Consider the following 23,654-nt stretch of genomic DNA (forward strand, 5'->3'; position numbering starts at 1 on the left):
ACCGTTGTCGTCGCGCCGGCAGCTGCCTAGCATGAGCCGCATGATCGAAGGATATGTCGGCCGTGAAAGCATCGCCGTCGGTGGAGAATTGTCCTTGCACGTCTCCACCGACTCCCCCGGATTCCGGCTCCGGTTCTATCGGCTCGGTCGGGAACTCATACCCGTCGGGGAATCCGGTGAGTACTCCGGCGCCCTGCACGCCGCGCCCGATCACCCCGACGGAATACCCGGCCCGGCGTCGCCCGCCGAGGACTGGGCGTGGCCGCCGCTCGGCTTCACCGTGCCCGAGGAGTGGCAGCCGGGAATCCATGTCGTCGAATTCGTCGAGTGCCGGCCCGGCCGGGCCGACGACCCGCCGCTGTTGGACATGGAGCACCTGGAGGGGCACGCGCGGGAGTTCTTCGTCGTGCGCCCGCGTGTCCCCGGCAGCCGCTCCCGCATCCTCTACAAGAAGTCCAGCTTCACCCGGCACGCCTACAACCGCGCCGACCTGCCCGGCACGGACCGAGGGGCGAGCCTGTACGACCATCCGGTCCACCGGGCGGGTGGGGGCGACGAACGTCCTGGTCACAAGGTCAGTTTCCACCGGCCGGGCGGTGTCATCGACCTCGCCTACTGGGACGCGCCCTTCGTCGCCTGGCTGGAGCGCCACGGCTATCCGGTCGAGTACTGCACCGACCTCGACCTGCACGAGGATCCCGGCCTGCTCTCCTCGTACGACCTGCTGCTGAGCGTCGGTCACGACGAGTACTGGAGCGAGGCGATGCGCACCCACGCGGAGGAATTCGTCCGCGACGGCGGGAACATCGCCTTTCTCAGCGCCAACACGTGCTGGTGGCGGATACATCCGTCGGACGGCGGTACCGCGTTCGTATCCGACACCGATCACCACGTCGGCGAGGAATATCCGCACCTTCCCGCAACGGACCAGTGGTGGGCACCCGAGCCCGACGGTGTCGGAAGGCCGGAGAACTCGCTCACCGGAGTGAGTTTCCGCAACGGGGGAATGTGGCCCGCCACCGAATGGCCCGGGGACCGGCCCCTCGTCGGATACACGGTGCAGCATGCCGACCACTGGATCTATGAAGGGACGGGGCTGAGCGACGGATCAGGAGGGGGAACCCCCGACCGGCTGGGAGTGGGAACGCCCCTCATCGGATACGAATGCGACGGCGCGGCCTTCGCATACGATGCCGAAAATATCGCCCGCGCCACCGGGGAGGACGGGACTCCGGAATCGTTCCTCATTCTCGGAATCCACGTCCTCGAACCGGTGCACGAGGATTTCCACCACTTCAAGTGGGGTCACTGGAACGGGCCCGTGCGCGAGGCGACGATCAGCAGCCCCCGCGCCGCCACCATGGGCCTCTACACCGCCGGCGGCACGGTCTTCACGGCCGGCACCACCGACTGGCCCGTGGTCTGCGGGCACGAGCAGGACCCGGCCGTCGTCCGAGTCACCCGCAACCTCCTTGACCGCCTCCGCCACCGGGCTCCGTCGCCCCGGTGAGCAGGCTCCCCAGACCGTTGATCCGTGCCGCCCCGGCGGGCAGCGGAGGGGTCTCCCCCTCCACCGCCCGGTCGGGGCGGTGCACGTGTACCGCCCGCATCCCCGCGTCGAGCGGGCCGAGCACGTCGGGCACCCACATGTCCCCGACGAACAGCACCCGTCGGGGCGGCAGTGCGCACCGGTCCAGCAGTTCGCGGTAGATCAGCGGATGCGGCTTGCGTGCCCCCGCCCGGGCCGAGCCCACCACCACGTCCACGGCGCCGGCGAGTCCCGTCTCCTCGACGCACTGCTCCAGGTTCCAGAACCAGTTGGAGCACACCCCGACGAGAAGTCCGCGGCTCCGCAGCGCCGCGAGGACGTCGAGCACGTCCGGAAAGAGCTCCAGCCGGATCGCCTTCATGGCCCGGTCCAGTTCGTCGACAAGGCCGTCGAGTGCGTCCTCGGGCACTCCGCAGACCCGTGCCCGGCGCCGGAGCCGGGCACGCTCCCACGCCGTGTACGTGGCCTCGTCGGTGGAGTGCGCGGTGTGCTCCTCGCCCTCGCCGGGGCCCACCGACCACTGGTCGCCCCAGAGTTCGCCCTGGTCGGCGAGGCCCCGGCGGGCGAAGATGCCGTGATGGTCGGGGGGCAGCGGCTCCACCATCCGCACCAGTGTGCCGTAGAAGTCGAAGACGACCGCGCCGATCCCGTCCACCAGCATCGGCCCGCTCCTAGAATCGCCCGTACCTGCGGGGGAAGTAGTCCTGCAGTTCGCCGTCCCGCTCGATGTCGACGGTCGCGCAGTGCAACCCGCCGCCGAACGGCCCGACCGCCCGGAACGGCACCGGCACGATCTCGAACCCGTACGCCGACAGCTGCTCCGCGAGCCGTACCTCGTTCTCCTCGATGCACAGGGTGTTCTCGTCGAGGTTGAGCATGTTCCCGGCGAGCCACGGGCTGCAGAAGGACAGTTTCGGCGGATGGTCCCAGCTGGCCGGCTGCACGGCCTCGACGATCTCCCAGTCGTTGAGCTTGAAGAACTCCATCAGCTCGGCGTCGGCGAGCCGTTCCCCGCAGTGCAGCACGAGCCCCGGCCGCAGCGGCACCCAGGTCGCGTCGATGTGCAGCGGGTGGGTGTTGGTCGAGGTCACCGCGTGCACCCGGTGGTCGGGGAAGTGGCGCCGCAGCCAGTCGTACCCGCTCCGGTTGGTGACGAACGACAGCTGGACGAACAGGTCCTTGCCGAAGCGGGCCACGTCGGCGGCGTCGAAGAGGGGCTCGGCCTCGGTGAGCACCAGGTCGTAGTCGCGGACCCGGGCCAGCTGCACATCGGTCGGCAGGTCGTTGTAGGTGTCCCAGAACCCGGTCTTGTACGAGGCGTCGGTGAGACGTGGCTTGGGCGCGGCCTCCCAGCGCATCCGGTCGTCGGCGTCGAAGAGGTTCTGGAGCACCGGCCGGTAGCAGAGGTACTCGTGCCAGCGGCTGCGGTACGACATGGTCGCTTCCAGGACCTCGTTGCCGACCGTGAGGAGCAGGTCCCGGGGCGGCATGCAGCCGAACATCGAGTCGTGTGTCCACTCGGGTGTGGACACCTGCTGGGTGAAGTCGATGGGGGTGGGCCGGTCCACGCGGATGCCCCGTCGGCGCAGCATGGCGGCGAAGTCGTCGAGCTGCTGCTCGGCCTCGGCGACCATGTCGGCCGGCATCGGGCCGTGCGTTCCCAGGGGGAAGCCGTCGTCGGGGTAGTCCCTGCGCACCGCGTGTTCGGGGGCCTGTACCACGGTGCCCTCCGCGCGGCCGACGATCACATGGCGCAGCGGGTCCCAGCCGTTCCAGGCATTGACCCGCACCGGGCGGGCGGGGGTGTCGGGTCCGGTCGTCCTCTGCTCGGTCACCGTGCAAACCCTTCGGTCGGAGGTGGCGGGAGTGCCGCCGGGGGCAAACCTGCGGCACCGGTCGGTCACCGTCAAGAGTCACCGGGTCACTCGCCGTCGCGATCGCGTCAGTGTGGCTTGAGTGCGTCGTGCGCGTTTCTGTGCCGGATGGTGTTCCCGCAGCCCAGTGGTACATACCAAGTTCCGTGAGGGAGTTCCCACCGCTGTCTTCCGGCCGAAATCCCCTCGCGTCGCGCGGGGCCACGATCAGCTGGGTAGGGAGAGATCCGGTCGCTGACCCCACACGCCCCAACGAACCCGCACGGAGGAATCCGATGGCACTGCGCATGCCCGGCCGGTCCCTGGTCCTGGGAGCCCTCCTCCTTCTCACGGTGGCGGGGTGCGGCTCCGGCGGCACCGACGCCTCCGGCGAAGGAGGCGAGCTGACGGTGTGGCTGGCGGTCGACGCCAAGGAGAGCTGGCCGAAGCTGGTCGCCTCCGCCAACAGCCGCTTCGCGGAGGAGCACCCGGGGGTGAAGGTCGACGTCCAGTACCAGCAGTGGACGACGAAGAACCAGAAGCTCGACGCGGTCCTCGCCGGACGGAACGTGCCCGATGTGGTGGAGATGGGCAACAGCGAGACCACCAACTACATCGTCAACGACACCTTCGCCCCGCTGGACCCGAAGAACTTCGATCATTCCGGGCAGTGGCTGCCGGCACTCACCGACGCCTGTCGCCACGACGGCCGGACCTACTGTGTGCCGTATTACGCGGGCGCGCGGGTCGGCATCTACCGCACCGACTACTTCCAGCAGGCCGGCATCACCGCCGCTCCGCGCACCTTTCCCGAACTGGTCGCCGATCTCGACCGGTTGAAGGAGAAGTTCGGTGCCAAGGACCCCGGATTCTCGGCGTCCTACATGCCCGGCCGCTACTGGTCCGCCGCCATGGCCTTCGTCAAGGACGCCGGCGGCGAGATGGCGGTCGAGGAGAACGGCCGCTGGCACGGCGCCCTCTCCTCACCGAAGTCGGTCGCCGGGCTCACCACCTGGAAGAAGCTCCTGGACGACTACTACGTCGGGGACCGGGCCAAGGACAACGGCGACCAGCCGGCCGTCGTCGGGCAGGGCAAGGTCGGCGTCTTCTACGGCAACACCTGGGAGGCCCAGGCCGCCACCGACCCCACGTCCGGCGGGGACCCCCGGCTGAAGGGGAAGTTCGCCACCTTCGCCTTCCCCGGCCCGTCCGGGAAGCTGCTTCCCCCGTTCCTCGGCGGCTCCACCCTGGCCGTGCCCGCCAAGTCGGTGAACAAGGACCTCGCCACCGACTGGATCCGCATCTTCACCGACGAGAAGTCCCAACGGCAGCTGATCGCCGCCAACACCCTGCCCAACAACACCACCCAGCTCGCCGAGGTCGCCGCCGACGGCGTCAACGGTCCGGCGGCCCAGGCGGCCACCCGTGGCTGGGTCACTCCCCTCGCCCCCGGCTGGACCGCGGTGGAGAAGTCCAATGTCCTGCCCGAGATGCTGGAGCGCATCGCCACCGACAAGGCGTCCGTCCAGGACGCCGCACGGGAGGCGGACCGCCGGATAGACGCCGTGATCAATGAGCGCTGACCCGGTCAGGCGCCGCATACGCCCCCTGCTGCCCTACCTGCTGATCTCGCCGACGCTGCTGGCACTTCTGGTGGTCCTCGGCTATCCGCTGGTCGACATGGCGACCCTGGCCTTCCAGGACATGACCCGCAAGGAGCTGTTCAACGGAACGACTCCGCCCTGGGCCGGATTGCGGCAGTTCCGGACGATCCTCGGCGACGGGTTCTTCTGGACGGTGACGGCCCGCACCGTGCTCTTCGCCGTCGTCTGCGTGACCCTGACCATGCTGCTCGGTCTGTTCACCGCCCTGCTGATGCGGCGGGCGTCGCCGTGGGTGCGGGCGGTGCTGGCCGGAATGCTCATCGCCGTATGGGCGATGCCGGTGATGGTGGCGGCGGCGGTCTTCCGCTGGCTCTTCGACGCGGACTACGGCGTGGTCAACTGGCTGCTGTCACAACTGCCCGGGGTCGCCCTCACCCGGCACAACTGGTTCACCGACCCGTGGCAGGGCTTCGCCGTGATCACCGCGGTCGTCGTCTGGGGCGCGCTGCCGTTCGCCGCCATCACACTGCAGGCGGCGCTCGCCCAGATCCCCCCGGAACTGGAGGAGGCGGCCCTGATCGACGGCGCACGCCCGTCCCAGGTCTTCCGCTACGTCACCTTCCCCGTCGTCAAGCCGGTGTTCGTGGTGGTCACCACCCTGATGACCATCTGGGACCTCGGTGTCTTCAACCAGGTCTGGCTGATGCGCGGAGGCCAGCCCGAGCGCGAGTACTACCTGCTCGGCGTGTACTCCTTCATCGAGTCGTTCGCCGTCAACCGTTACAGCACCGGAGCCGCCATCGCCGTGGTCACCGTCGTCCTGCTGCTCGCCGGGGCCGTGTTCTACCTGCGGCAGATGCTGAAGCTGGGAGAGACCGAATGAGACCAGGACACCGACAAGGAGTCCGGGCGGGACGGACCGGACGCCGCTACGACGTCCTCGGCCTCGTCGTGGCCGCTGCCATCGGGTTCCCCGTCTACTGGATGGTCCTCACGGCGTTCCGGCCCGCGACCGAAATCCTCAGTCTGCCGCCCGAGTTCTGGCCCCGGCACCCCACCCTCGCCAACTTCGCGCGGGCGATGGGGACGGACACCTTCTGGCCCAACGTCCGCTCCAGTGTCGTCATCGGCGTCGGCACCGTCGTCGCCTCGCTGCTGGTCGGCACCCTCGCCGCATTCGCCCTCGCCCGCTTCCGCTTCACCGGCCGCAAGGCGTTCGTCGTGGTGATCCTCACGGTCCAGATGATCCCGCTCGCGGCCCTCATCATCCCCGTCTACCTGCTGCTGAACGAAGCGGGCCTCACCGACAGCCTCGCCGGTGTCGTCCTCACCTACCTGGTCTTCACCCTGCCGTTCACGGTGTGGATGCTGCGCGGCTTCGTCGCCGCCATCCCGGTGGAGCTGGAGGAGGCGGCGATGGTCGACGGCTGCGGAAGGCTCGGCGCGTTCGTCCGCGTCGTCCTGCCGCTGCTCGCCCCCGGTCTGGTCGCCACCTCGGTCTTCGCGATGGTGCAGGCGTGGAACGAGTACGTCCTCGTCTACGTCCTGCTGTCCACTCCGGAGAAACAGACCCTCAGCATCTGGCTGGTCTCCTTCCAGACCAGCTTCGGCACCGACTACGGCGGGCTGATGGCCGGAGCGACGCTCACCGCCCTGCCCGTCGTCGTCTTCTTCCTGGTGCTCCAGCGCAAGATCGCCGCGGGGCTGGCCACCGGGGCGGTCAAGGGCTGAGCCCCTACCCGCCCCCGGACCGCCCGCCCCGCCCGCAACACCATGTCCACCTCGTGGAGGAGAACGCCATGACGCACGACCGCCTCGACCTCGTCTCCAAGCTGTACCAGCCCTCGGGCTGGCCCCGGGTCCTGGAGGCCGCTTCCGGTACGCCCTCGCGTGCCCCACTCGTCGTGGACCTCGATCCGACCACCTTCTGCGACCTCGCCTGCCCCGAGTGCATCAGCGGAAAGCTCCTCAACCAGGGCCGGTTCACCCCGGAACGGCTCGCCGCACTCGCCGAAGAGCTCGTAGCCATGTCCGTGCGGGCAGTGGTCCTCATCGGCGGCGGGGAGCCCCTCGCCCACCGGGGCACCCGCCGGGTCTTACGCATCCTCGGCGAGGCCGGCCTGGCCGTCGGAGTCGTCACCAACGGCACGATGATCAGGCAGAGCCTCGACGAACTCGCCCAGTACGCCACCTGGGTCCGCGTCTCCGTCGACGCGGGCACCGCCGAGACGTACGGCCTGTTCCGCCCCGACCGCAAGGGCCGCAGCGTCTTCGACAAGGTGATCGGGAACATGCGGCTGCTCGCCGCGGAGAAGAAGGGCGCCCTCGGCTACTCCTTCCTCGTGATGTCACGCCGGGAACCCGACGGCCGGACCGTCACCAACCACCACGAGGTGCTGCGCGCCGCCGAACTCGCCCACGACATCGGCTGCGACTACTTCGAGACCAAGGCCATGTTCGACGACGACCACCACATCGTGCAGGTCCCCGACGGCATGCTGGAATCCGTCGACCGTCAGCTCGCCGAGGCCGCCGGCCTGGAGAGCGACCGGTTCCAACTCGTCAACTCCTCCACCCTCACCTCCCTGCGAAGCCACACAGGCCCCATCCAGCCCAAGGATTACCACCGCTGCCGTATCGCCGAGCTCCGCACGCTCATCACCCCGTCCGGGGTGTACGTGTGCTCCTACCACCGGGGCAACCCGCTCGCCCGGATCGGCGACGCCGTCACCGACGATCTCACCGACATCTGGCAGGACTCGGACCGGGGCATCATCGACCCGAGCCGGGACTGCCGGTTCCACTGCGCGCGTCACCGCTCCAACCTGGAGCTGGAGCGCATCGACCGGACGACCGTCGAGCTGCCGCTCGCGCCGGACTACGACCCCTTCATCTGACGCCCCGGCAGGCGCATCCGCCCGCAGACAGCCGACGGCGTCCGGCGCATCCCCGTTCCGAGAACCGGGATGCGCCGGACGCCTCTGTGCTGCGGACACCCGCCGTCGCGGGCCGCCCGACTCGCTACGGCAGGGCCGGCTGCTGCTCCCCTCCCCGTACGAGGCCGACTGCCCCTGCCGACGACGCCGGACCGACGGTGCGCTCCGCCGGTGCCGTTCGGTCCCCGCCGGCCGGCACCGCGGCCCGGCGCGCGCCCGGGGCCACCCGGGTGGGCAGCACCCTGGCCTGCGGGTGGGAGGCGTTCAGCGCCCGCGTCAGCCGGTCCGCCGTCTCCTCCACCGCGTCGGCCCGGCACACGCCGACCAGCGCACCGCCGCCGCCGGCCCCACTGAGCTTCAGCGGCAGACCGGCGGCACGCAGCGCGAGGGCCCTCAGTTCCTCCAGGAACGGTGTCGACATCCGCTGATGGTCCCGCATGGCCTCATGGGCACGCGCCATCGCGGTTCCGAGCCCCGCCAGGTCACGGCCGTGCAGAGCCTCCCACACCTGCCCCGACGCCTCGTCGGCCACCGCCCGGTAGGCGGCGAGCGCGGGGTCACCGGCCGCGAGCTGCGCACGCACGTCGCGGATGTGATGCCCGGTGTCCTTGCGGGTGCCGGAGTCCACGACGACGACCCGCCACTCGTCCGGGAACTCCAGCCGCTCCCGCACGGCCGGGAGACCGCGCTCGCGCCCCTCGATGAGCAGCGCACCGCCCTCCACGACCGCGAGGTGGTCCATCCCCCCACCGTGGAAGACGGCGAACTCGAACTCGTACGCCCACCGGGCGATCGTGTCGTCCCCGACGCGTCGGCCCGTGAACGACGGGTCCGTGAACGCCCGGAACAGAGCGACGATCCGCGCCGTGGACGACGACAGACCGCTGGCCGCGGGCGCCTCGCTGCTCACGGTGACAACGGGCGGTCGCGGAGCGAGGCCCGGCAGCCGCTCGCGCAGGAACGCCCACACCTCCCACGACCAGCCGTCCGGCACCTGTGTGTCCGGAGCCGGACCGGGACCGGCCTCCACGGTCGTCGTCAGGGCGAGGGCGACGCCGACCGAGCGACCGCCGCCACCGAGCCAGTCCAGGTCCTCGCCGGACAGGCAGGCCCGGCAGGGCACCACCGCGCGTATCGGGTGTGTGGGGATCACCGGGCCTGAAACCTTCCCTCGATGCGGAACCTCTCGTACATGGACAGCACCACCGCCGTCGGCGGGTGCAGCGGCTGCGGCGGGGTGTCGAGCGGCCCGAACACGGCTTGGCGCACCTCGTCGGCGCCCGGGGCCAGTTCCCCCGACCAGCGGTGGGCGACGAAACAGAGCGCGAAGCAGTGCGTGACGTCCCCGTTCGGGTAGGTCAGGGTGTGCACCTGCGGATCGGACAGTGAACCGAACGCCACGAGGTCCTCCCGCGTCACCCGCAGACCGGTCTCCTCGGCGACCTCCCGCACGGCGGCGTCCATGAAGTCACCGCCCTCCTCGCAGGAGCCGGCCGGAAGCTCCCAGACCCCGGTGTCCGCACGCTGCTGGAACAGCCCGTGGCCCGCGGCGTCGAGCAGCAGCACCTGCGCGCCGGGCACCAGCAAGGTGCTGGAGCCGACTTTCCGGCGCAACGACCAGATGTACGAACCGGTGTAACTCATGCCGTGCGTCTCTCCTCCGTCGCCGAACCCGTGTGCCACGGGCCTGTCCGGTGCGTGGCCTCACTCCTGGTCCGTCATGTCGGACAGCCAGCGCGGCATGGCGTCCGGTGTCGCGAGCAGCCATTTCACGTACCGGTCCACACCCTCTCGGACACTGATGCCCGCCTGCCAGCGCAGCAGTTCCCGGGCGCGTTCGGTGGAGGCGTAGCCGCCGAGCGGGTCTCCCTCGGGGCGCGGGGTGACGATGCGCCGGGCTCCGGGGAAGTACGGGGCGATCAGGTCGGCGACCTCGCGGACCGATGTGGGGATGCCCGTACCGATGTTGACGGTCTGTGCGGCCATCTGCTCCTCGGTCAGCGCGAGCGCGGTGGCCTCGGCGATGTCGTCGACGTGGACGAGGTCACGGACCTGGACGCCGCCGCCGTTGAGTCGCATCGGCCGGCCGAGGCGGGCCTGGAGGGAGAGCCAGGGCACCATCCAGGAGTGGCTGCCCGGCTTGGGAATCTGCGGCTCGCCGTACACGGAGAAGTAGCGCACCACCGCGTACTCGGTGCCGCTGGCGGCGTTCAGCATCAGACGAGTCTGGTGCTCCGCCCAGAGCTTGGAATTGGCGTACACGGACACCGGGAAGAGCGGCTGGTCCTCGTGGAAGACCTGCGGCCCCCCGGTACCGGGCACGCCGTCGCCGTACACGGAGGCGGAGGAGACGAGCACCAGCCGCCGGACGGGGTACTTGGCAGCCTGCTCCAGGACGACCTGGGTGCCCTCGACATTGGCGCGGAAGGCGATATCGGGCCGCCGGGTGCAGGCCGCGACATCCGCATAGGCGGCGGCATGGACCACGAAGTCGGCCTCCCGCAACAGGGCACCGACGGTATCGGCGTCGCGTACGTCGCCGATGACCATCCGGGCATCACCGCGTGCCACGCCGAAGATCTCATGGCCGCGCTCGGGGTAGGCGTCCATGCGGTCGAGGACGGTGACGGCGGCCCCGGATCTCCGCAGCACGGCGACCAGCCTGCTGCCGACGAGACCGCCGCCGCCGGTCACGACGACACGGGCATCACGGAGCTTGTCGAGCCGGGAGCGAACGGTCTCCTCGGTGGTGGCTGCCTTGTCGGACATGCTGGGTAACACGGGCATGAAAAGTCCCTTTCCGGTATCGGGGAAGGAGGCACGCGGTCCACGGACCCGGCGTGCCGGGCCCCAGCATTCATGCGCCCGTCACCCGGCTGCCAGAGTGCCATTTCGGCACTCTTGCGGCGTGCCCACGCCGCCCGTACTGTCCGGGACCGACTGGCGGACACGATCTTCGGACCGGCGCCCGGCACGGTCCCGAACCGCCCGGCACGGTCCGGAACAGGGAGGACATATGGCACGTCAACGACTCAGCGCGGTGGTCATGACCCACCCGAGACGCCGCGCGGCGGCCGAGAAACTGGCGCTGAGCGCGCCGCCCGGCCTCGTACGGGTCGTCATGGACCCCGACCCCACCGGCACGCCCTCGGTTCTGCGCACCGCGCTCGCCGCGTGGTCGGCGATCGAGGACGGGGCCACACATCAACTGGTGATTCAGGACGACATGACATTGTCCGGATCCTTCTTCGACCGCGTCCGGTCGGCGATCGAGGAACTGCCCGACGCGGCACTCGCCCTGTTCGCGCTCTGGGACTCCCGCAACGGGGCTGCCGTGCGCTGGGGAGCGATGGCCGGCGCGCGCTGGGTCGGCGCCGTCAACGAGTACTTCCCGTGCGTGGCCATCGTGCTCCCGCGCCCGATCGCCGAGGGATTCGTCACGTACGGCCGGTCCCGGCTCGGCGGCTGGCCCGACGACATCCTGATGCACCAATACTTACGTGCCACCGGCGTGCCCCGCTACGTCGCCGTCCCCAACCTCGCCGAGCACCAGGACCACGGCTCGCTCTCCGGGAACGCCTTCCGCGGCCCGCGCCGTTCGGTCTGCTTCCTGCCCGACGACCGGCCGGGCGCCGAGGGCCGGACCCTCGCGGCCCCGGCCGTGCTGCCGTTCTTCAAGCACGGTGTCGCGCAGTGCGCGGTGCGCATCCCGGGCCCCGGACCGGAACGCCGCCTGCACCTGGACACCGAGCAGTACCTCCGCGGCGCCGGACTGCCCGCCTCGCTCCTGCGTCCACCTGGCACCGGAGGAACCGAGGCCGATCTGCGCGGGACCTGGCTGACCGCTCTGGCCATGGGCTTCGAGGCGGCCCGCACGGGACTCGCCCTGCCGTCCGACGCATCGGAGGCATACGCGGAATCGGTGGCCACGATCGGTCCCGGCGGCATCAGCAACTCCAGCACGGAGGAACGCCTCGCCCGACGCCGCGAGCCCCTGGCCCGGACGGCCCATCGGGCACTCGACGCCGGACGGGAAGCCGCCGCACACCGCCCGGGTCCACGCCCACAACGGCAGAACGGCCTCGTCTGGCGAGCAGCGTCGAACCCCCTCGGCGAGCACCTCGCCCGCAGACTGGCCGACCTCCGGGAGCGTTCCGACGCCGTGGTCGACCTGACACGGCTCCACACCGCCGAACCGACGATCACCATCCGCCCGCACGACGACCCCGTCCCCTACACGCTGGCAGCGGGAGAGGTCTACGGCCCCGGATGCTCCCGCCACACACCGATCGGCCGCATGGTGTGGGACGCGTTGCGCAGCCGCCCCGTCACGGTCGCGGGCTCCCCGGATGCCCGGGTCCATCCTCTCCACGTCAACGACCTCGCGGATGCGATCGCGGCGGTTCTGTCCAACCGGCCGGCGAACCACGACCTCACGGCCGCACCCGAGAAGCCGTGCACGGCTGCCGAGTTGGCGCAGGCCGTACACGACACCGTACGGCCCGTCCCGGTACAGGCGGCTCCGGAGGAAGACCCCGGGTGGCGCACTCCGGCCGACGGCATCGAGCAGCCACCCGGCTGGACACCCGCCACGGGCCTTCCCCGAGGGCTGCACACCTTCGCCCAGTGGCTCGCCTACGAAGGAGTACTCCTCGAACGGGACTGACCGCTCCGGAACGAGCGGCCGGACGGCGAGGGCGGGATACCGGCCGGGAAACGCGGGGCCGTCGCCGGCCGTCGTGGGAGCAGCGAAACGCCCGTAGTACCACGGAAGTTGTACGACCCCTGTCGCTGCCTACCGTTGTGGTTCACCCACTGACGCGTCGGGTGGAGCAAAAGGTCATACCCCCGCAAGACGCGAGAGGAGTGGCTCTGTCGGTAGCTTCCTGCCCTGACCGCACCACCCGTGACGAGACAGGGGAAAATCTTGCGAAAGCACAAGATCGTATCGTTGGCGGCATCCGCCCTGCTGCTCGGAAGCGGCATCACCATCGCGACAACGGGACCGGCCTCGGCCTCGGACACATCCGCCGACGCGGCACGGCTCTGCACGGTGAACGCGCCGCGGTTCACCGGTTCGCCGGGGACCGGCAGCAACGACCCCGCGTTCTGGCCGGCCAGGGGCACGTACGCAACCACCACTTCCAGGTGCGCCGACATCAACCTGAAGCTGGACAGCACCCGAAGCGTGCGCACCTGCTTCAAGAAGGGGACGGGCTGGACCTGCAACGCCTGGCGGCAGCTGAGCGGCGGCAAGTGGGGACTGGCCGCGTCCGACGTGCTCGACAACACCGACTTCTTCCTGCAGTTCAACGGGACGACCCGCGCCACGGGCCTGATCGACTACTGAAGGACCGGATCGCCGCAAGGGGCCGGGTCGTCCGTTCGCCGACCATGACACCGTGAGTGTCCGGGAGTTGGCGGTGCCGAGAAACGGCTGACCCACCCCGCCCGACAACGGGGCCCGGAGCCAAGGGCATTGGCTCCGGGCCCCGCGCGCGTGTCCGTGGTCGTCGAAGCCGACGGGGTTCGCCCTCGTTTGGCCCCGGCACCGCCATATGGGCGACCGTATGCCGTTACAGCAGGTCAGAAGCGAGTAAAGCAGGTCGAGTTGGCCGATTCGGTGACACGGTTCCGGCGCTGTCGGCCGACTTCCGGAGCCTCGTGGTGTTGCGTGCGCCCACCGATGAGGAGACGGATACGAGCGACTCCCGAGGGCCTGTTATCTTTGCGTGACTTCACCGGGGAACTCTCGGTCACGCTTTGGCCTCTACTTCGGTGGGGCCGACGGAGTGGAGCACACGACTGCCCCCCGGACTCTTCGGCCCGATCCGCACAGCCGAACGAGCTGACCTGAAGCTGAGGATGCGCATGGCACACACCGGCCGGAACGACTGATCCCGCTGTCCGCCCGACGCGGGCGGACGTCCGCAGGTCCCGAGGAGGACCGGCGCGTTCCTGCGGACGGGGCAATGACCACTGCACGTGTACGGACACGGCCGGAGTTCGAGGCCGGCCCGGACTGTCATGGCTGGACGGAATGACGCAGCACACCATATTCGGCAGGACGAAGCGGGCCACGCGAGGGATGCTGGCCTCAGGGACGGGGCGCCGCAAGCAGGCGAGGCGTTCACGCGGCCGTCTGCCGCGCAGACCGGACTATCCGCGCACGGGCCGGAGCGGCTGGCGAAGGTGGGTGCCGTCGTGGCAGCTGGCCCTGGGCTCGTGCCTGACGTTCGTCGCGACACTGCTGACGGTGGTGGGTATCGCCTACGCGCGCACGGACATCCCCAAGGACCTCAACTCGTTCGCCACCCAGCAGGACACCATCTACTACTGGGCCGACGGCACCCCCATGGCCCGCACCGGCTGGGTGCGCCGCCAGGAGATGCCCCTGTCGAAGATCCCGGACCACGTGCGGTGGGCCGTGCTCGCGGCGGAGAACGCCGATTTCTACTCCGACCACGGCATATCGACGCAAGGGATCACCCGAGCGCTGTGGCGTACCGTCGGTGACGGTGACACCCAGGGCGGGTCCACCATCACCCAGCAGTACGTCAAGAACGTCTACCTGTCGCAGGACCAGTCCTTCTCGCGGAAGTTCACCGAGATGCTGCTGGCGGTCAAGCTGGACCGCAGCATGAGCAAGGACAAGATCCTCCAGGACTACCTGAACACCAGCTGGTTCGGCCGCGGCACCTACGGTCTCCAGCGGGCCTCGCAGGCGTACTACGGCAAGGAAGTCACCCAACTCAACGCCAGTGAGGGCGCGTTCCTCGCGTCGCTGCTCAAGGGGGCCTCGCTCTACGATCCGGCCGTCAACCCCCGCAACCGCGCACGGGCCGTCGAACGGTGGGCGTGGACCCTGGACCGCATGGTGAAGATCGGCAGGCTGAGCCGGGCCGAACGCGCCACGTACACCACCTTCCCCGAGCCGAAGCCGCCGCACGCGCCCAGCAGCATGAGTGGGCAGAACGGCTATCTCGTCCAGCTCGCCGAGTCGTACGTCAAGCGGGCCGGGCACATCTCCGACGCGCGCTTCGACCTCGGCGGCTACCAGATCTACACGACGTTCGAGAAACCGCGGATGGCCGCGCTGACCCGGTCCGTGCGCGAGGCACGCGATGCGCTCGATCCCAAGCAGCGCAAGGCTGACCGGAACGTCCGGTTCGGGGCCGCGTCCGTCGCCCCGGACGGCCGCATCCTCGCCGTCTACGGCGGACCGGACTTCGAGCGCCAGGCCTTCAACGAGTCGAACACGAGCACGGTCCCCGCCGGATCGGCGTTCACACCGTTCGTCTACGCCGCCGGTCTGCAACACGGCATCACGCGCGAGCGCAACGGTCCGAGGTCCGACATCACCCCGTCGACCGAGTACGACGGCGACGACGACATCCCCGTCATGACCCCCGAGGGCCCCTACTGGGACCGCAGCGGGAAAATGGTCAAGGGCAAGAACGACGGCGACCACTCCTACGGCCGCATCAGCCTGCACGACGCCATGGCCAAGTCCGTGAACTCCCCCTTCCTCCAGCTCGGCATGGACACGGGCCTGAAGCAGATCCGCAGCACCGCGGAGGCGGCGGGATTCCTGCCGTCGAGCTTCGGCCCGCCCGTTCCGGCGTTCGCGATGGGCAACTCGATGCCCAGCGCCATTCGCATGGCCGACGCGTACGGAACGTTCGCGGCCCACGGCATGCACACGGACCCGTACTCGGTCAGCAGGGCCACGCGCAACGGCGCGCCGGTCCGCCTCGACCTGCCGCGGCCGACGCGCGCCGTCCGGGCCACCGTCGCCGACGAGGTGACCTCCGCACTCACCCGGCCCCGCGGGAGCGGCAAAGCCCCTTCCGCTCCGGTCGCGGCCAAGGCCGGGACCACCGAGGACGACACCGCGCGCTGGTACGTCGGCTACGACCCGACCGTCGCCACCGCCGTCGTCGTGTACCGCATGGACCTGAACCGGAGCCTCGCACCGCTGCCGCTCAAGGGGTTGGGCGGTACTTCCGCGGGCAACCGGGATTTCCCGGCCCAGATCTGGAACACATACACGGAAGCCATGACGAAGTGACAAGAGCCAGAGCGAAATCCGCGTCCCGCCGCAATCGGAACCGTCTCACCCCCCGTCTCGCCCTGGGACTCGCGGCATGCGTCGTGGTGGCGGGTTCCGCGGCGCTCGTCCCGCTGCTGTCCGACGACTCCGCGGACAGCCGGGAGCCGGAACGGGACACACACACCGTCGCCGCACCGAAACCGACCAGCCGGGAGGTCCAGGACGCGAAGGACGAGAAGGACGAGGAATGGGACGGCAGGATCAAAATCCTGGGTGACGGCTCCACGTCCTACACCGGACCGCAGCCGGGCCGGCTGAAGCCGAAGCGGCTGAAGCCGGAAGAACGGCCGCCCCAGTTCGTGGTGTTCTCGTGGGACGGTGCGCTCGAAGGCGACGACCGCATGTTCTCGCGCTTCCGCCGGGTGGCGAAGGAGAGCAACGCGCACATGACGTTCTTCCTCACCGGCATCTATCTCCTCCCGAAGGAGAAGCGGAACCTCTATCGACCGCCCCAGCACGAGGCCGGGGCCGCCGCGATCTCGTATCCGACGCGCGAGCACATCCGCACGACGCTGGAGCAGCTCGGCGGTGCCTGGAAGGAGGGCCACGAGATCGGGTCCCACTTCAACGGCCACTTCTGCGAGAAGAAGGGCGGCGGGGACTGGAACGGGGACGAATGGACCAGCGAGATCAGCCAGTTCTACTCCTTCGTCCAGAACTGGAAGACGAACACCGGCTTCAAGGATCTCGACCCCTTGCCGTTCGACCCCACCCGTGAGGTCGTCGGAGGGCGGGCCCCCTGCCTGGAGGGTCAGAAGACCCTGCTGCCCGCCCTCAAGACCTTCGGCTGGCGCTACGACGCGAGTTCCCCCGGGGACTTCCAGATCTGGCCGTCGAAGAAGAACGGCATCTGGGACCTGCCGCTGCAGATGCTGCCGTTCCCCGGCAAGGAATTCCAGGTGCTGTCCATGGACTTCAACTTCCTCTACAACCAGTCGAAGGGCAGCACCGAGGGCGATCCCACGAAGTACGAGGCATGGCGCAAGGAGGCCCGGGACTCGTACATCGCGGGCTTCGAGCGGGTGTTCCACGGAAGCCGTGCGCCGATGTTCATCGGGAACCACTTCGAGGACTGGAACGGCGGGATCTACATGGATGCCGTCGAGGACACGATGCGCGAGGTCTGTCCCCGCAAGGAGGTCCGCTGCGTGTCCTTCAGCGAGCTGACCGACTGGCTGGACGCCCAGGACCCCAAGGTCCTCGCCCAGTGGCGGACGCTCGACCCCGGCCAGCCCGCGAACTGGAAGCAGTAGGCGGCACCCGTGGCACCGGAATCACGTCCGAGCGATCCGGCGGCGAACCCGCGGTGGAGCCGGTCGGGGCCGCCGAAGCGATCACGGTCTGGTGCCGGGGGCCTGCCGTGGGCCAGGATGGCCGGGTGAACGATGACATCGGGCAGCCCGCCCTGCGTCCGGTCCGGGGAGTGGCGCATTGCGCGGTCGCCGGCTTCGTCCTCGCCGGTGCCGCCTGGGCCGCGCGGGCCGTGTGGCAGATCCGGCTTGCCGCGGCGGGACTGCCGTCCTCCGGCCCGCCGGACCAGGGCGAGGGCCGGCACCGCCCACTGACCGGGCTGGAGGACGCGTACCACGTCGTCAGCACCCTGGGGGATGTGGCCACGCTGCTGTGCGCCGTCACCTTCCTCATGTGGCTGTCGTGCGTGCGGGACAACGCACGTGTCCTTTCGGGCCAGGCGCCGCGCTACGCCTGGCCATGGGTCTACGCGGGCTGGATCGTCCCCGTCATGAACCTGTGGGTGCCCCGCGGGATCGTCGCGGACGTCCACCACAAGAGCGCGCCGGGCAAGCCGCTGCCGCGGGCCGTGAACGTGTGGTGGGGGCTGTGGCTGGCCGGGATGCTGAGCGGGCTGGGGCTGATGTACTCCGGATCCACGGACGACGTGATCCGGCGTGCCTACACGGCCGTGCAGTTCCCGCTGCTGGTCGACGCGGCCGTCGTGGGCGCGGCCGCGGCAGGCGCCGTCGTCGTCCGTGCGCTCACCGCGGTGCAGCAGGAACGCGCGGATGCGGCGAGGCAGCACGGAGAAGACGTCACGGCACGACGCTGACCCGGCGCCCCCGGCCGATCCGTGAAGCCTGGCCGAGCACCTGGGGTCCGGCGGCACCGCGACGGCACCCCGGACGCACCGGACCGCCTCGCCATGACAGGCCGCCTGGCAAAGCCCGTCCCCGACGGGCACACTGCCACGGTGCCGATGCCCCGCACACTGCCGTGCGCGAAGGCGACCCGGCTCGCTTCCACGCCGAACCGACGCCGTTCCAGGAGACCGTATGAGCAGCGCCCTTCTCGTGATGGACGTCCAGCGAGCCATCGTGGACATCGCCGACGACGGCTCCGGATACCTGCCGCGGCTGCGCAGAGCGATCGACGGTGCCCGGGCTGCGGACATTCCTGTCATCTACGTGGTCATCGCGTTGCGCCCGGGCTTTCCGGAAGTCGCCCCGCGCAACAGGGCACTCACCGCCGTCGCACGAGCCGGGCTCCATGTCGAGGGCGACCCCGGTACCGAAATCCACCCCGATGTCGCGCCCCGGCCGGGCGAGTTGGTGGTCACCAAGAGACGAGCGAGCGCGTTCTCCGGCAGCGACCTCGACGTGGTGCTCAGGGCGCACGGCATCGACAGCCTCGTCCTCACCGGCATCGCCACCAGCGCCGTGGTGTTGCACACCTTGTGCCAGGCCAACGACCTGGACTTCGGTCTCACCGTCCTCGCCGACGCCTGCCTGGACACGGATGCCGAGGTCCACCGGTTCCTCACCGAGAAGCTGTTCCCGCAGTGGGCGGACGTCGTCACCGTCGACGACTGGCTCCGTGCCGCCACATCCCGGTAGCGACAGGCTCCGGGTCCCGACGCCGTCGGGAAACCACCGGTGGATCGCCCCTCTCCTCCTCCCCTCCTCTCCTTCTCTCCGTCTCTCCCCTCCTCCTCCGCTGCTCGGTGTGGTGCTCTCGGCAGGAACCGCCGGGGGCACCACGTCCACGACCCACCGGTCGGCAGGGCCGCTCCCGTGGTGGCGCCACCCTCCATGGTGTTGTCACCGACACCCCGTACTCACTGTCTGGAGCCAGTGACCGAGGCTCCGGCCCGGACCAGAGTGGTGCCATGCCCACTCGACGCGAAACCCTCGCCGCCTCGTCCGCCCTCGTCGGCGGCGCCCTCCTGCCCGCCGCACCCTCCGCGGCAGCGGCCACCCGCGTGGCTCCGAACCGTGCGACGGCCGCATCCGTTCGGCGCCCGGGCACCGCCATCGCCCTCACCCACGCCACCGTTCTCGGTGCGGGCGCCGACCACACCGTCCTCGTGCGCGACGGCCGCATCACCCGTGTGGGCCGATCGGCCGAGGTCCCGATCCCCCACGGGACGACGACGTACGACCTGACCGGCAAGTACATCGTCCCGGGCGGCCTTGTCGAGTCCCACGTCCACAACCAAGGGCCCGAGACCGTGCTGCCGCCCCTCTTCCCGCTCAACGGCGTGACCACGGTCCGTGAGATGTGGGGCGGGCCCCTCCACCACGAGTGGCGCGACAAGGTCCGCGCGGGCAAACTCCTCGGCCCCCGCTGGGTGATCGCCGGCTCGATCATCGACGGGAAGCCCTCTCTGTGGGCCAATGACACCGGCGACCGCGTCGTCGAGGTGACCGACGCCCGGTCCGCACGCCTCGCGGTGCGCGAGGCGAAAGCGAGCGGCGCCGACTTCGTCAAGGTGTACTCACGGCTCACGCCCGAGACGTACGAGGCGATTGCCGACGAATCCCGCCGACAGGGGCTGCGCCATGCGGGCCACTGCCCCGACACTCTGCCCATGGCCCGCGCGAGCGACGCCGGGCAGCAGTCCATCGAGCACCTCCACGCCCTCCTCCTCGCCACCTCGTCCCGGGAGCCCGAGATCAGGCGGGCCATGGCGAAGATCCGTATCGACCCCGCCCTCGGCACCAGCTTCGAGCGCTACGCGAGCTGGTTGGGGTGCCGTTAACGAGCGGCGAACCAGGTGACAAGTAACCCGCCAGTAGCTTTCGGATCGAAGGGGCGCATGAGCTGGTCCGCCCGCGGCATCCGGGCACTTCACCTGTCCGGCTGATCCGCCGGGTTCCGGACCCGTACGCTCCAGAGCCATGACCACGACCGTCACCGCCCTGCCCACTGCCGAGCAGGTGAGCGCCCTCGCTGAGTTCGGCACCGACCAGGTGCAGCAGACCACCGACAAGCTCAAGCGGCGCTTGCCCGAGCTGGCGGAAGAACCTCTCTCCGCCGAAGCGGAGCTGATCCTGAGCGTTCCGGAGACCCTGGGCAAGGCCATCAACCACTACGCCCGCCTGCTCCTGGACGCCCTCGACGGCCCGTTCGCCGATCCGGAGGCGGCCCGCTCGATCTGGCGGAGCATGCTGAACACGTGCGTCGTCTGGCGCGACCACCCCGCGCTTCCCGTCGATCTCCGCGACGCGCTGGCCACCGCGGAACCGCTGTAGCCCCGTCGGGTGGAACAGCAGAGGACCCCGGTGATGACCGTCGGGGTCCTCTGCGTCGTGTCGCTCCTCGGTGGTCAGGCTGTGATGCCGGCGGCTTCGTGGAGGGCCTGGCGGAGCTGGTCGAGGCCGGGCGCCCCGGCCGGACCCTGCGGGGTGCGGTAGATCCGGCAGGAGAGCGAGGGCGTGGCGCCGGGCTCGGCGAACGGGTCGTGGCCGTCGATCAGGATGGTCGGGGACCCGGTGAAGGCGGACCACTCGGCGTCGGCCTGGTTGGCGACCACCCGGGTGGCGAAGCCGGTGGTGTCCAGCCCGGCGTCGTCCAGGGCCTGCCGCAGCCGTTCCTCGGCGAGCTGCTGGTGAGGGCAGTCCGGCACGACCAGGACCTCGATCTCCATGTCTCCAGGATCGCGCATGTCGGCGCCGTACGGGCCGAAGGGCCCGACCTGTCCGGGCAGCGCTCCCAGAAGAGGGGCGCCGCCCTTCATCCGGTGCGGGGCCGGGATCACTGGACGGCTCCCGGCATCTGCGGCACCTCGTTCGTACCGCGAGGCCCGGGAACTTCCCCGGCCTTCAGGGCGGCGAAGTCTGCTTGCGCGGCCTCGACGGCTTCGGGGTACGCCTCGTGCTTGGCGTGCTCGGCGAGCGCCCGGTAGATGCTTGCGACGGAGGGGTTCTGTCCCTTGCGCTTGCCGGTGGGGATGATCAGGTCGGGCTGGATCTGCTCGACGGACTCGCCGCCCGCGCGGCGCCGGAGGACGGTGTGGAGCATGTCGTCGGTGATGACCGGGGGCCGGCCGCCGTGCTTGCCCTTGCGGGCTGCGGTGTCGAGCCCTTCGAGCGTGGATTCGCGGATGTTCTCCCGCTCTGTCTCCGCCATCGCGGCGAAGAACGCGAACAGCAGCTTGCCCGGGCCGGTGGGGTCGTAGATGCCGGGCAGGGGCCCGACGAGCATCTCCAGGATGAGGCCGTGGGCGGTGAGGTGGTCGGCGAGCGCGGTGAGTTCGGCGGCGTCGCGGCCGAGGCGTTTCATCTCGTACACGGTGAAGATGACCCGGCAGTGCGGGGCGTGCGCCTTGACCTCCCGCGCCGTACGGAGGGCTTCCTCGAACCGGGGGCGGACCCGCACCCGGGTGCTGATCTTCTCGCTGAAGATCTTGTCCCTGGGGATGCCGTGCTTGCTGAGCGCGTCGAGCTGGGAGTCGAGTTCCTGCCCGAGCGTCGAGCACCTCGCGTAGCCGATGCGGATGTCCGCGCCCGGCAGGTCCGGGTCGATCGGCGCCGGCGGAGGGGTGCCGGGCCGCCACGGGCGGCCCGGGCCGCGGTCGGCCGGGGTCGGCACCCGCAGCGCCTTCTTCAGCCGGGGCACCATGGTGAAGCGGCGGGTGTGGTAGGCGGAGGCGACCGCGCCGCCGCGTGAGCGGCAGGGTGAGCCGGGCTGGGCGTCACACTTCGGACAGGCGTGCTGTTCGATGTCGTCCGCGTCCGACCGGTCGGTCTGGGAAGGTTGCTGAGGGTCCGTCATGGGCCCGGATTTTCGCACAATGCAAGTCTCAGAAGGGGGTGCATCCCGTTTTTGAGTGAGAACGAGTTCTGCGAGCGAATCCGGGTGCGGCGGGGGTCCGACGGCTCGTAATTGATCTTGCTCGCGCAAAGGAACGTTTGTGAGAGTAACTGTGCGCGAACCTCCAGCCCTTGCTTCCTTCGGTGAAGATCGCCAGTGTGCGGCGGGTGCCCAGGCGGCCCGTCTGTTCGAGCTTCGTAAGCAAGGGCGACCAATGGCAGGGCTTCAGCCGACGGCTCGGAGTCGTTCGAGGAGTTCGCCGACACCGGCCGTGTGTGCGTATCGCGACAGTTCCGGTTCGAGGTCGCGCACCATCGTCACGCACCTGGGCGCGTCGATCCGGCTGGCCAGGTCGAGGGAACGGGTGGCGGTCGCCGCGGCGATCTCCGGTTCGCCGTCCCGGAGGTAGGTCTCGGCCTGGTAGGTCAGGAACACGGATTTGGTCTTGGAGCGGGTGGCGGTCAGCAGAGTGATGCCCTCGTCCATCAGCTGGTGGGCCTGGCGCCGTTGGCCGAGATCTGCGAGACAACGGCCGCCGTCGGCTGCGAGGTCGGCGTTGGACATCCACGAGCACCAGGCGGGGGCTGGATCGTACGACGGGGTGTCGAGCGCCTTCTCGGCGGCGGTGAGGGCCCGGCGGCACAGGCCGCCCTCGTCGAGGGCGGCGAGGGCGCGGGCCTGTCGCAGGTGGAGGAGGGACCGCGCGGTGGGGTGCTGGGTGCGGGGGATGGCGTGTTCGAGGATGTCGGCCGCAGCGCGGGCGTCCCCCAGCCACAGCAGTTGGTACGCGAGGTCGGAGAGGACGCCCGCGCCGAGGTCACGCTGGTGACCGACGTGGGCGTTGTGGAGGGCGGCATGCCAGAAGCGGCCGGCGGAGGCGTGGCGGCGTTCGTCGAAGTGCTGCCAGGCGATGGCCTGGGAGAGCGAGGCGGCCAGGGTATGCAGCCGCTGTCCGGCGGCGGGGGTGTAGCGGGACTCGCCGATGAACTCGGTGACGGTGGTGAGGTGCGCGCCCAGCAGATGGCGGGTGCGGCGTCTGCGCTCGGTGGCGAGGCGGATCAGCTCCGTCCCAGTGGCCTCCAGCCAGTCGAGCATCTCGGCGTCGACTTCGCCGGGTGCGGCGATCCGTGCGAACCGGCCGGGCTCGGTGACGGCCCACTGGTGGGCGAGAACGGCCAGCGAGCCGCTGGTGTAAGCGATGAACGACCGGCGGTCCAGGGAGGACATCAGGGCCTCTCGGAGTGAGGGGATGGCGTTGTACAGGCCCAGCGGCAGCGGGCTGTCCTGGCCCGGGAGCCAGCGGGGCCAGCCGAGATGGGCGACGGCCGCGTAGTCGATGCCGAGGACCTCGGCGATGAGCGGCTGGGACTCGTCTTCGTCGGGGTCGGCGCGGCCGGTCTCCCACTTGGAGACCCGTGATCCCCTGGTGCCCGAGCGCAGTCCACGGCGCGCCGCGGCCTGCCGGATACGGCGGGCCAGTTCCTCCTGCGACCACCCGCGCTCGTTCCTGGCGTGCGCGAGGGGGTGGCGGATTTCGTCGTCCACCCGCTC

At 70.1% G+C, this 23,654-nt stretch carries 21 protein-coding genes; 13 read left to right on the plus strand and 8 right to left on the minus strand.

Going from position 1 to position 23,654, the window contains the following annotated elements; genetic code table 11:
- Positions 1-40 precede the first annotated feature (40 nt).
- A complete protein-coding gene (locus tag ACFC79_RS32385) occupies positions 41-1,510 on the plus strand; it encodes a N,N-dimethylformamidase beta subunit family domain-containing protein (RefSeq protein WP_376247657.1) in 1,470 nt (489 codons plus the stop codon).
- Here ACFC79_RS32385 and ACFC79_RS32390 read toward each other — a convergent pair.
- Both ACFC79_RS32390 and ACFC79_RS32395 read right to left on the minus strand, forming a co-directional pair.
- On the minus strand, positions 1,458-2,210 hold the full coding sequence (locus ACFC79_RS32390) for an HAD family hydrolase (protein ID WP_376247660.1): 753 nt from the start codon (positions 2,208-2,210) through the stop codon (positions 1,458-1,460). The genes ACFC79_RS32385 and ACFC79_RS32390 overlap by 53 nt on opposite strands.
- A gap of 10 nt (positions 2,211-2,220) precedes the next feature.
- Positions 2,221-3,384 (minus strand): serine/threonine protein kinase, encoded by a 1,164-nt coding sequence (locus ACFC79_RS32395; protein WP_376247663.1) that lies wholly within the window; start codon positions 3,382-3,384, stop codon positions 2,221-2,223.
- 314 nt (positions 3,385-3,698) lie between these two features.
- On the opposite strand from ACFC79_RS32395, the gene ACFC79_RS32400 reads away from it, so the two are divergent.
- The 4 genes from ACFC79_RS32400 to ACFC79_RS32415 all read left to right on the plus strand — a co-directional run bounded on the left by ACFC79_RS32400 (position 3,699) and on the right by ACFC79_RS32415 (position 7,903).
- The gene (locus ACFC79_RS32400) at positions 3,699-4,985 is read left to right on the plus strand and encodes an extracellular solute-binding protein (RefSeq protein ID WP_376247665.1); all 1,287 of its coding nucleotides are present in this window, start codon (positions 3,699-3,701) and stop codon (positions 4,983-4,985) included.
- Positions 4,975-5,889 carry a carbohydrate ABC transporter permease gene (locus ACFC79_RS32405; protein WP_376247668.1) on the plus strand — a complete coding sequence of 305 codons (915 nt, stop codon included), beginning with the start codon at positions 4,975-4,977 and terminating at the stop codon, positions 5,887-5,889. Before ACFC79_RS32400 ends, ACFC79_RS32405 begins: the two co-directional genes overlap by 11 nt.
- Complete coding sequence (locus tag ACFC79_RS32410) at positions 5,886-6,737, plus strand: carbohydrate ABC transporter permease (RefSeq protein ID WP_376247670.1); 852 nt, start codon at positions 5,886-5,888, stop codon at positions 6,735-6,737. The genes ACFC79_RS32405 and ACFC79_RS32410 overlap by 4 nt, the downstream gene beginning before the upstream one ends.
- 68 nt (positions 6,738-6,805) lie before the next feature.
- Entirely contained in the window at positions 6,806-7,903 is a 1,098-nt protein-coding gene (locus tag ACFC79_RS32415; RefSeq protein WP_376247673.1) for a radical SAM protein, read from the plus strand.
- A 124-nt stretch (positions 7,904-8,027) separates the two neighbouring features.
- Here the strand turns inward: ACFC79_RS32415 and ACFC79_RS32420 are convergent, their stop codons facing one another.
- The 3 genes from ACFC79_RS32420 to ACFC79_RS32430 are packed head-to-tail and all read right to left on the minus strand — an operon-like array spanning position 8,028 to position 10,729.
- Positions 8,028-9,095 carry a mevalonate kinase gene (locus tag ACFC79_RS32420; protein WP_376247676.1) on the minus strand — a complete coding sequence of 356 codons (1,068 nt, stop codon included), beginning with the start codon at positions 9,093-9,095 and terminating at the stop codon, positions 8,028-8,030.
- Positions 9,092-9,586, minus strand: coding sequence for an NUDIX domain-containing protein (locus tag ACFC79_RS32425; RefSeq protein WP_376247678.1), 495 nt, complete (start codon positions 9,584-9,586; stop codon positions 9,092-9,094). The genes ACFC79_RS32420 and ACFC79_RS32425 overlap by 4 nt, the downstream gene beginning before the upstream one ends.
- Positions 9,587-9,646: 60 nt before the next feature.
- Positions 9,647-10,729, minus strand: coding sequence for an NAD-dependent epimerase/dehydratase family protein (locus tag ACFC79_RS32430; protein ID WP_376247681.1), 1,083 nt, complete (start codon positions 10,727-10,729; stop codon positions 9,647-9,649).
- A gap of 229 nt (positions 10,730-10,958) precedes the next feature.
- On the opposite strand from ACFC79_RS32430, the gene ACFC79_RS32435 reads away from it, so the two are divergent.
- From ACFC79_RS32435 to ACFC79_RS32470, 8 genes are all read left to right on the plus strand, one after another.
- On the plus strand, positions 10,959-12,608 hold the full coding sequence (locus ACFC79_RS32435; RefSeq protein ID WP_376247683.1) for a hypothetical protein: 1,650 nt from the start codon (positions 10,959-10,961) through the stop codon (positions 12,606-12,608).
- Between the two features lie 285 nt (positions 12,609-12,893).
- Entirely contained in the window at positions 12,894-13,292 is a 399-nt protein-coding gene (locus tag ACFC79_RS32440) for a hypothetical protein (RefSeq protein ID WP_376247686.1), read from the plus strand.
- 690 nt (positions 13,293-13,982) lie between these two features.
- The gene (locus tag ACFC79_RS32445; protein WP_376247688.1) at positions 13,983-16,013 is read left to right on the plus strand and encodes a transglycosylase domain-containing protein; all 2,031 of its coding nucleotides are present in this window, start codon (positions 13,983-13,985) and stop codon (positions 16,011-16,013) included.
- On the plus strand, positions 16,010-17,308 hold the full coding sequence (locus ACFC79_RS32450) for a hypothetical protein (RefSeq protein WP_376247691.1): 1,299 nt from the start codon (positions 16,010-16,012) through the stop codon (positions 17,306-17,308). Before ACFC79_RS32445 ends, ACFC79_RS32450 begins: the two co-directional genes overlap by 4 nt.
- Before the next feature lie 125 nt (positions 17,309-17,433).
- On the plus strand, positions 17,434-18,120 hold the full coding sequence (locus tag ACFC79_RS32455; RefSeq protein ID WP_376247694.1) for a DUF4328 domain-containing protein: 687 nt from the start codon (positions 17,434-17,436) through the stop codon (positions 18,118-18,120).
- 223 nt (positions 18,121-18,343) lie between these two features.
- Positions 18,344-18,904, plus strand: a complete 561-nt coding sequence (locus tag ACFC79_RS32460) for a cysteine hydrolase family protein (protein WP_376247695.1) — start codon at positions 18,344-18,346, stop codon at positions 18,902-18,904.
- Between the two features lie 272 nt (positions 18,905-19,176).
- Positions 19,177-20,049 (plus strand): hypothetical protein, encoded by an 873-nt coding sequence (locus tag ACFC79_RS32465; protein WP_376247698.1) that lies wholly within the window; start codon positions 19,177-19,179, stop codon positions 20,047-20,049.
- 139 nt (positions 20,050-20,188) lie between these two features.
- Positions 20,189-20,542, plus strand: coding sequence for a hypothetical protein (locus tag ACFC79_RS32470; RefSeq protein ID WP_376247701.1), 354 nt, complete (start codon positions 20,189-20,191; stop codon positions 20,540-20,542).
- A 74-nt stretch (positions 20,543-20,616) separates the two neighbouring features.
- Here the strand turns inward: ACFC79_RS32470 and ACFC79_RS32475 are convergent, their stop codons facing one another.
- The 3 genes from ACFC79_RS32475 to ACFC79_RS32485 form a co-directional block, all read right to left on the minus strand.
- Positions 20,617-21,048 (minus strand): DsbA family protein, encoded by a 432-nt coding sequence (locus ACFC79_RS32475; RefSeq protein WP_376247704.1) that lies wholly within the window; start codon positions 21,046-21,048, stop codon positions 20,617-20,619.
- Positions 21,045-22,064 (minus strand): recombinase family protein, encoded by a 1,020-nt coding sequence (locus tag ACFC79_RS32480; protein ID WP_376247705.1) that lies wholly within the window; start codon positions 22,062-22,064, stop codon positions 21,045-21,047. The genes ACFC79_RS32475 and ACFC79_RS32480 overlap by 4 nt, the downstream gene beginning before the upstream one ends.
- A 264-nt stretch (positions 22,065-22,328) precedes the next feature.
- Entirely contained in the window at positions 22,329-23,648 is a 1,320-nt protein-coding gene (locus ACFC79_RS32485) for a helix-turn-helix transcriptional regulator (protein ID WP_376247708.1), read from the minus strand.
- Positions 23,649-23,654 lie beyond the last annotated feature (6 nt).

Origin of the sequence: Streptomyces sp. NPDC056061 (genome assembly GCF_042266885.1) — a bacterium.
Lineage (GTDB): Bacteria > Actinomycetota > Actinomycetes > Streptomycetales > Streptomycetaceae > Streptomyces.

Excerpts from the sequence above, each read along its gene's own strand:
- ACFC79_RS32430 (WP_376247681.1), bottom strand. The coding sequence starts at position 10,729 with ATGCCCGTGTTACCCAGCATGTCCGACAAGGCAGCCACCACCGAGGAG.
- ACFC79_RS32445 (WP_376247688.1), top strand. The coding sequence starts at position 13,983 with ATGACGCAGCACACCATATTCGGCAGGACGAAGCGGGCCACGCGAGGG.
- ACFC79_RS32460 (WP_376247695.1), top strand. The coding sequence starts at position 18,344 with ATGAGCAGCGCCCTTCTCGTGATGGACGTCCAGCGAGCCATCGTGGAC.
- ACFC79_RS32410 (WP_376247670.1), top strand. The coding sequence starts at position 5,886 with ATGAGACCAGGACACCGACAAGGAGTCCGGGCGGGACGGACCGGACGC.
- ACFC79_RS32470 (WP_376247701.1), top strand. The coding sequence starts at position 20,189 with ATGACCACGACCGTCACCGCCCTGCCCACTGCCGAGCAGGTGAGCGCC.
- ACFC79_RS32435 (WP_376247683.1), top strand. The coding sequence starts at position 10,959 with ATGGCACGTCAACGACTCAGCGCGGTGGTCATGACCCACCCGAGACGC.
- ACFC79_RS32390 (WP_376247660.1), bottom strand. The coding sequence starts at position 2,210 with ATGCTGGTGGACGGGATCGGCGCGGTCGTCTTCGACTTCTACGGCACA.
- ACFC79_RS32405 (WP_376247668.1), top strand. The coding sequence starts at position 4,975 with ATGAGCGCTGACCCGGTCAGGCGCCGCATACGCCCCCTGCTGCCCTAC.
- ACFC79_RS32415 (WP_376247673.1), top strand. The coding sequence starts at position 6,806 with ATGACGCACGACCGCCTCGACCTCGTCTCCAAGCTGTACCAGCCCTCG.
- ACFC79_RS32480 (WP_376247705.1), bottom strand. The coding sequence starts at position 22,064 with ATGACGGACCCTCAGCAACCTTCCCAGACCGACCGGTCGGACGCGGAC.
- ACFC79_RS32400 (WP_376247665.1), top strand. The coding sequence starts at position 3,699 with ATGGCACTGCGCATGCCCGGCCGGTCCCTGGTCCTGGGAGCCCTCCTC.
- ACFC79_RS32425 (WP_376247678.1), bottom strand. The coding sequence starts at position 9,586 with ATGAGTTACACCGGTTCGTACATCTGGTCGTTGCGCCGGAAAGTCGGC.
- ACFC79_RS32465 (WP_376247698.1), top strand. The coding sequence starts at position 19,177 with ATGCCCACTCGACGCGAAACCCTCGCCGCCTCGTCCGCCCTCGTCGGC.
- ACFC79_RS32385 (WP_376247657.1), top strand. The coding sequence starts at position 41 with ATGATCGAAGGATATGTCGGCCGTGAAAGCATCGCCGTCGGTGGAGAA.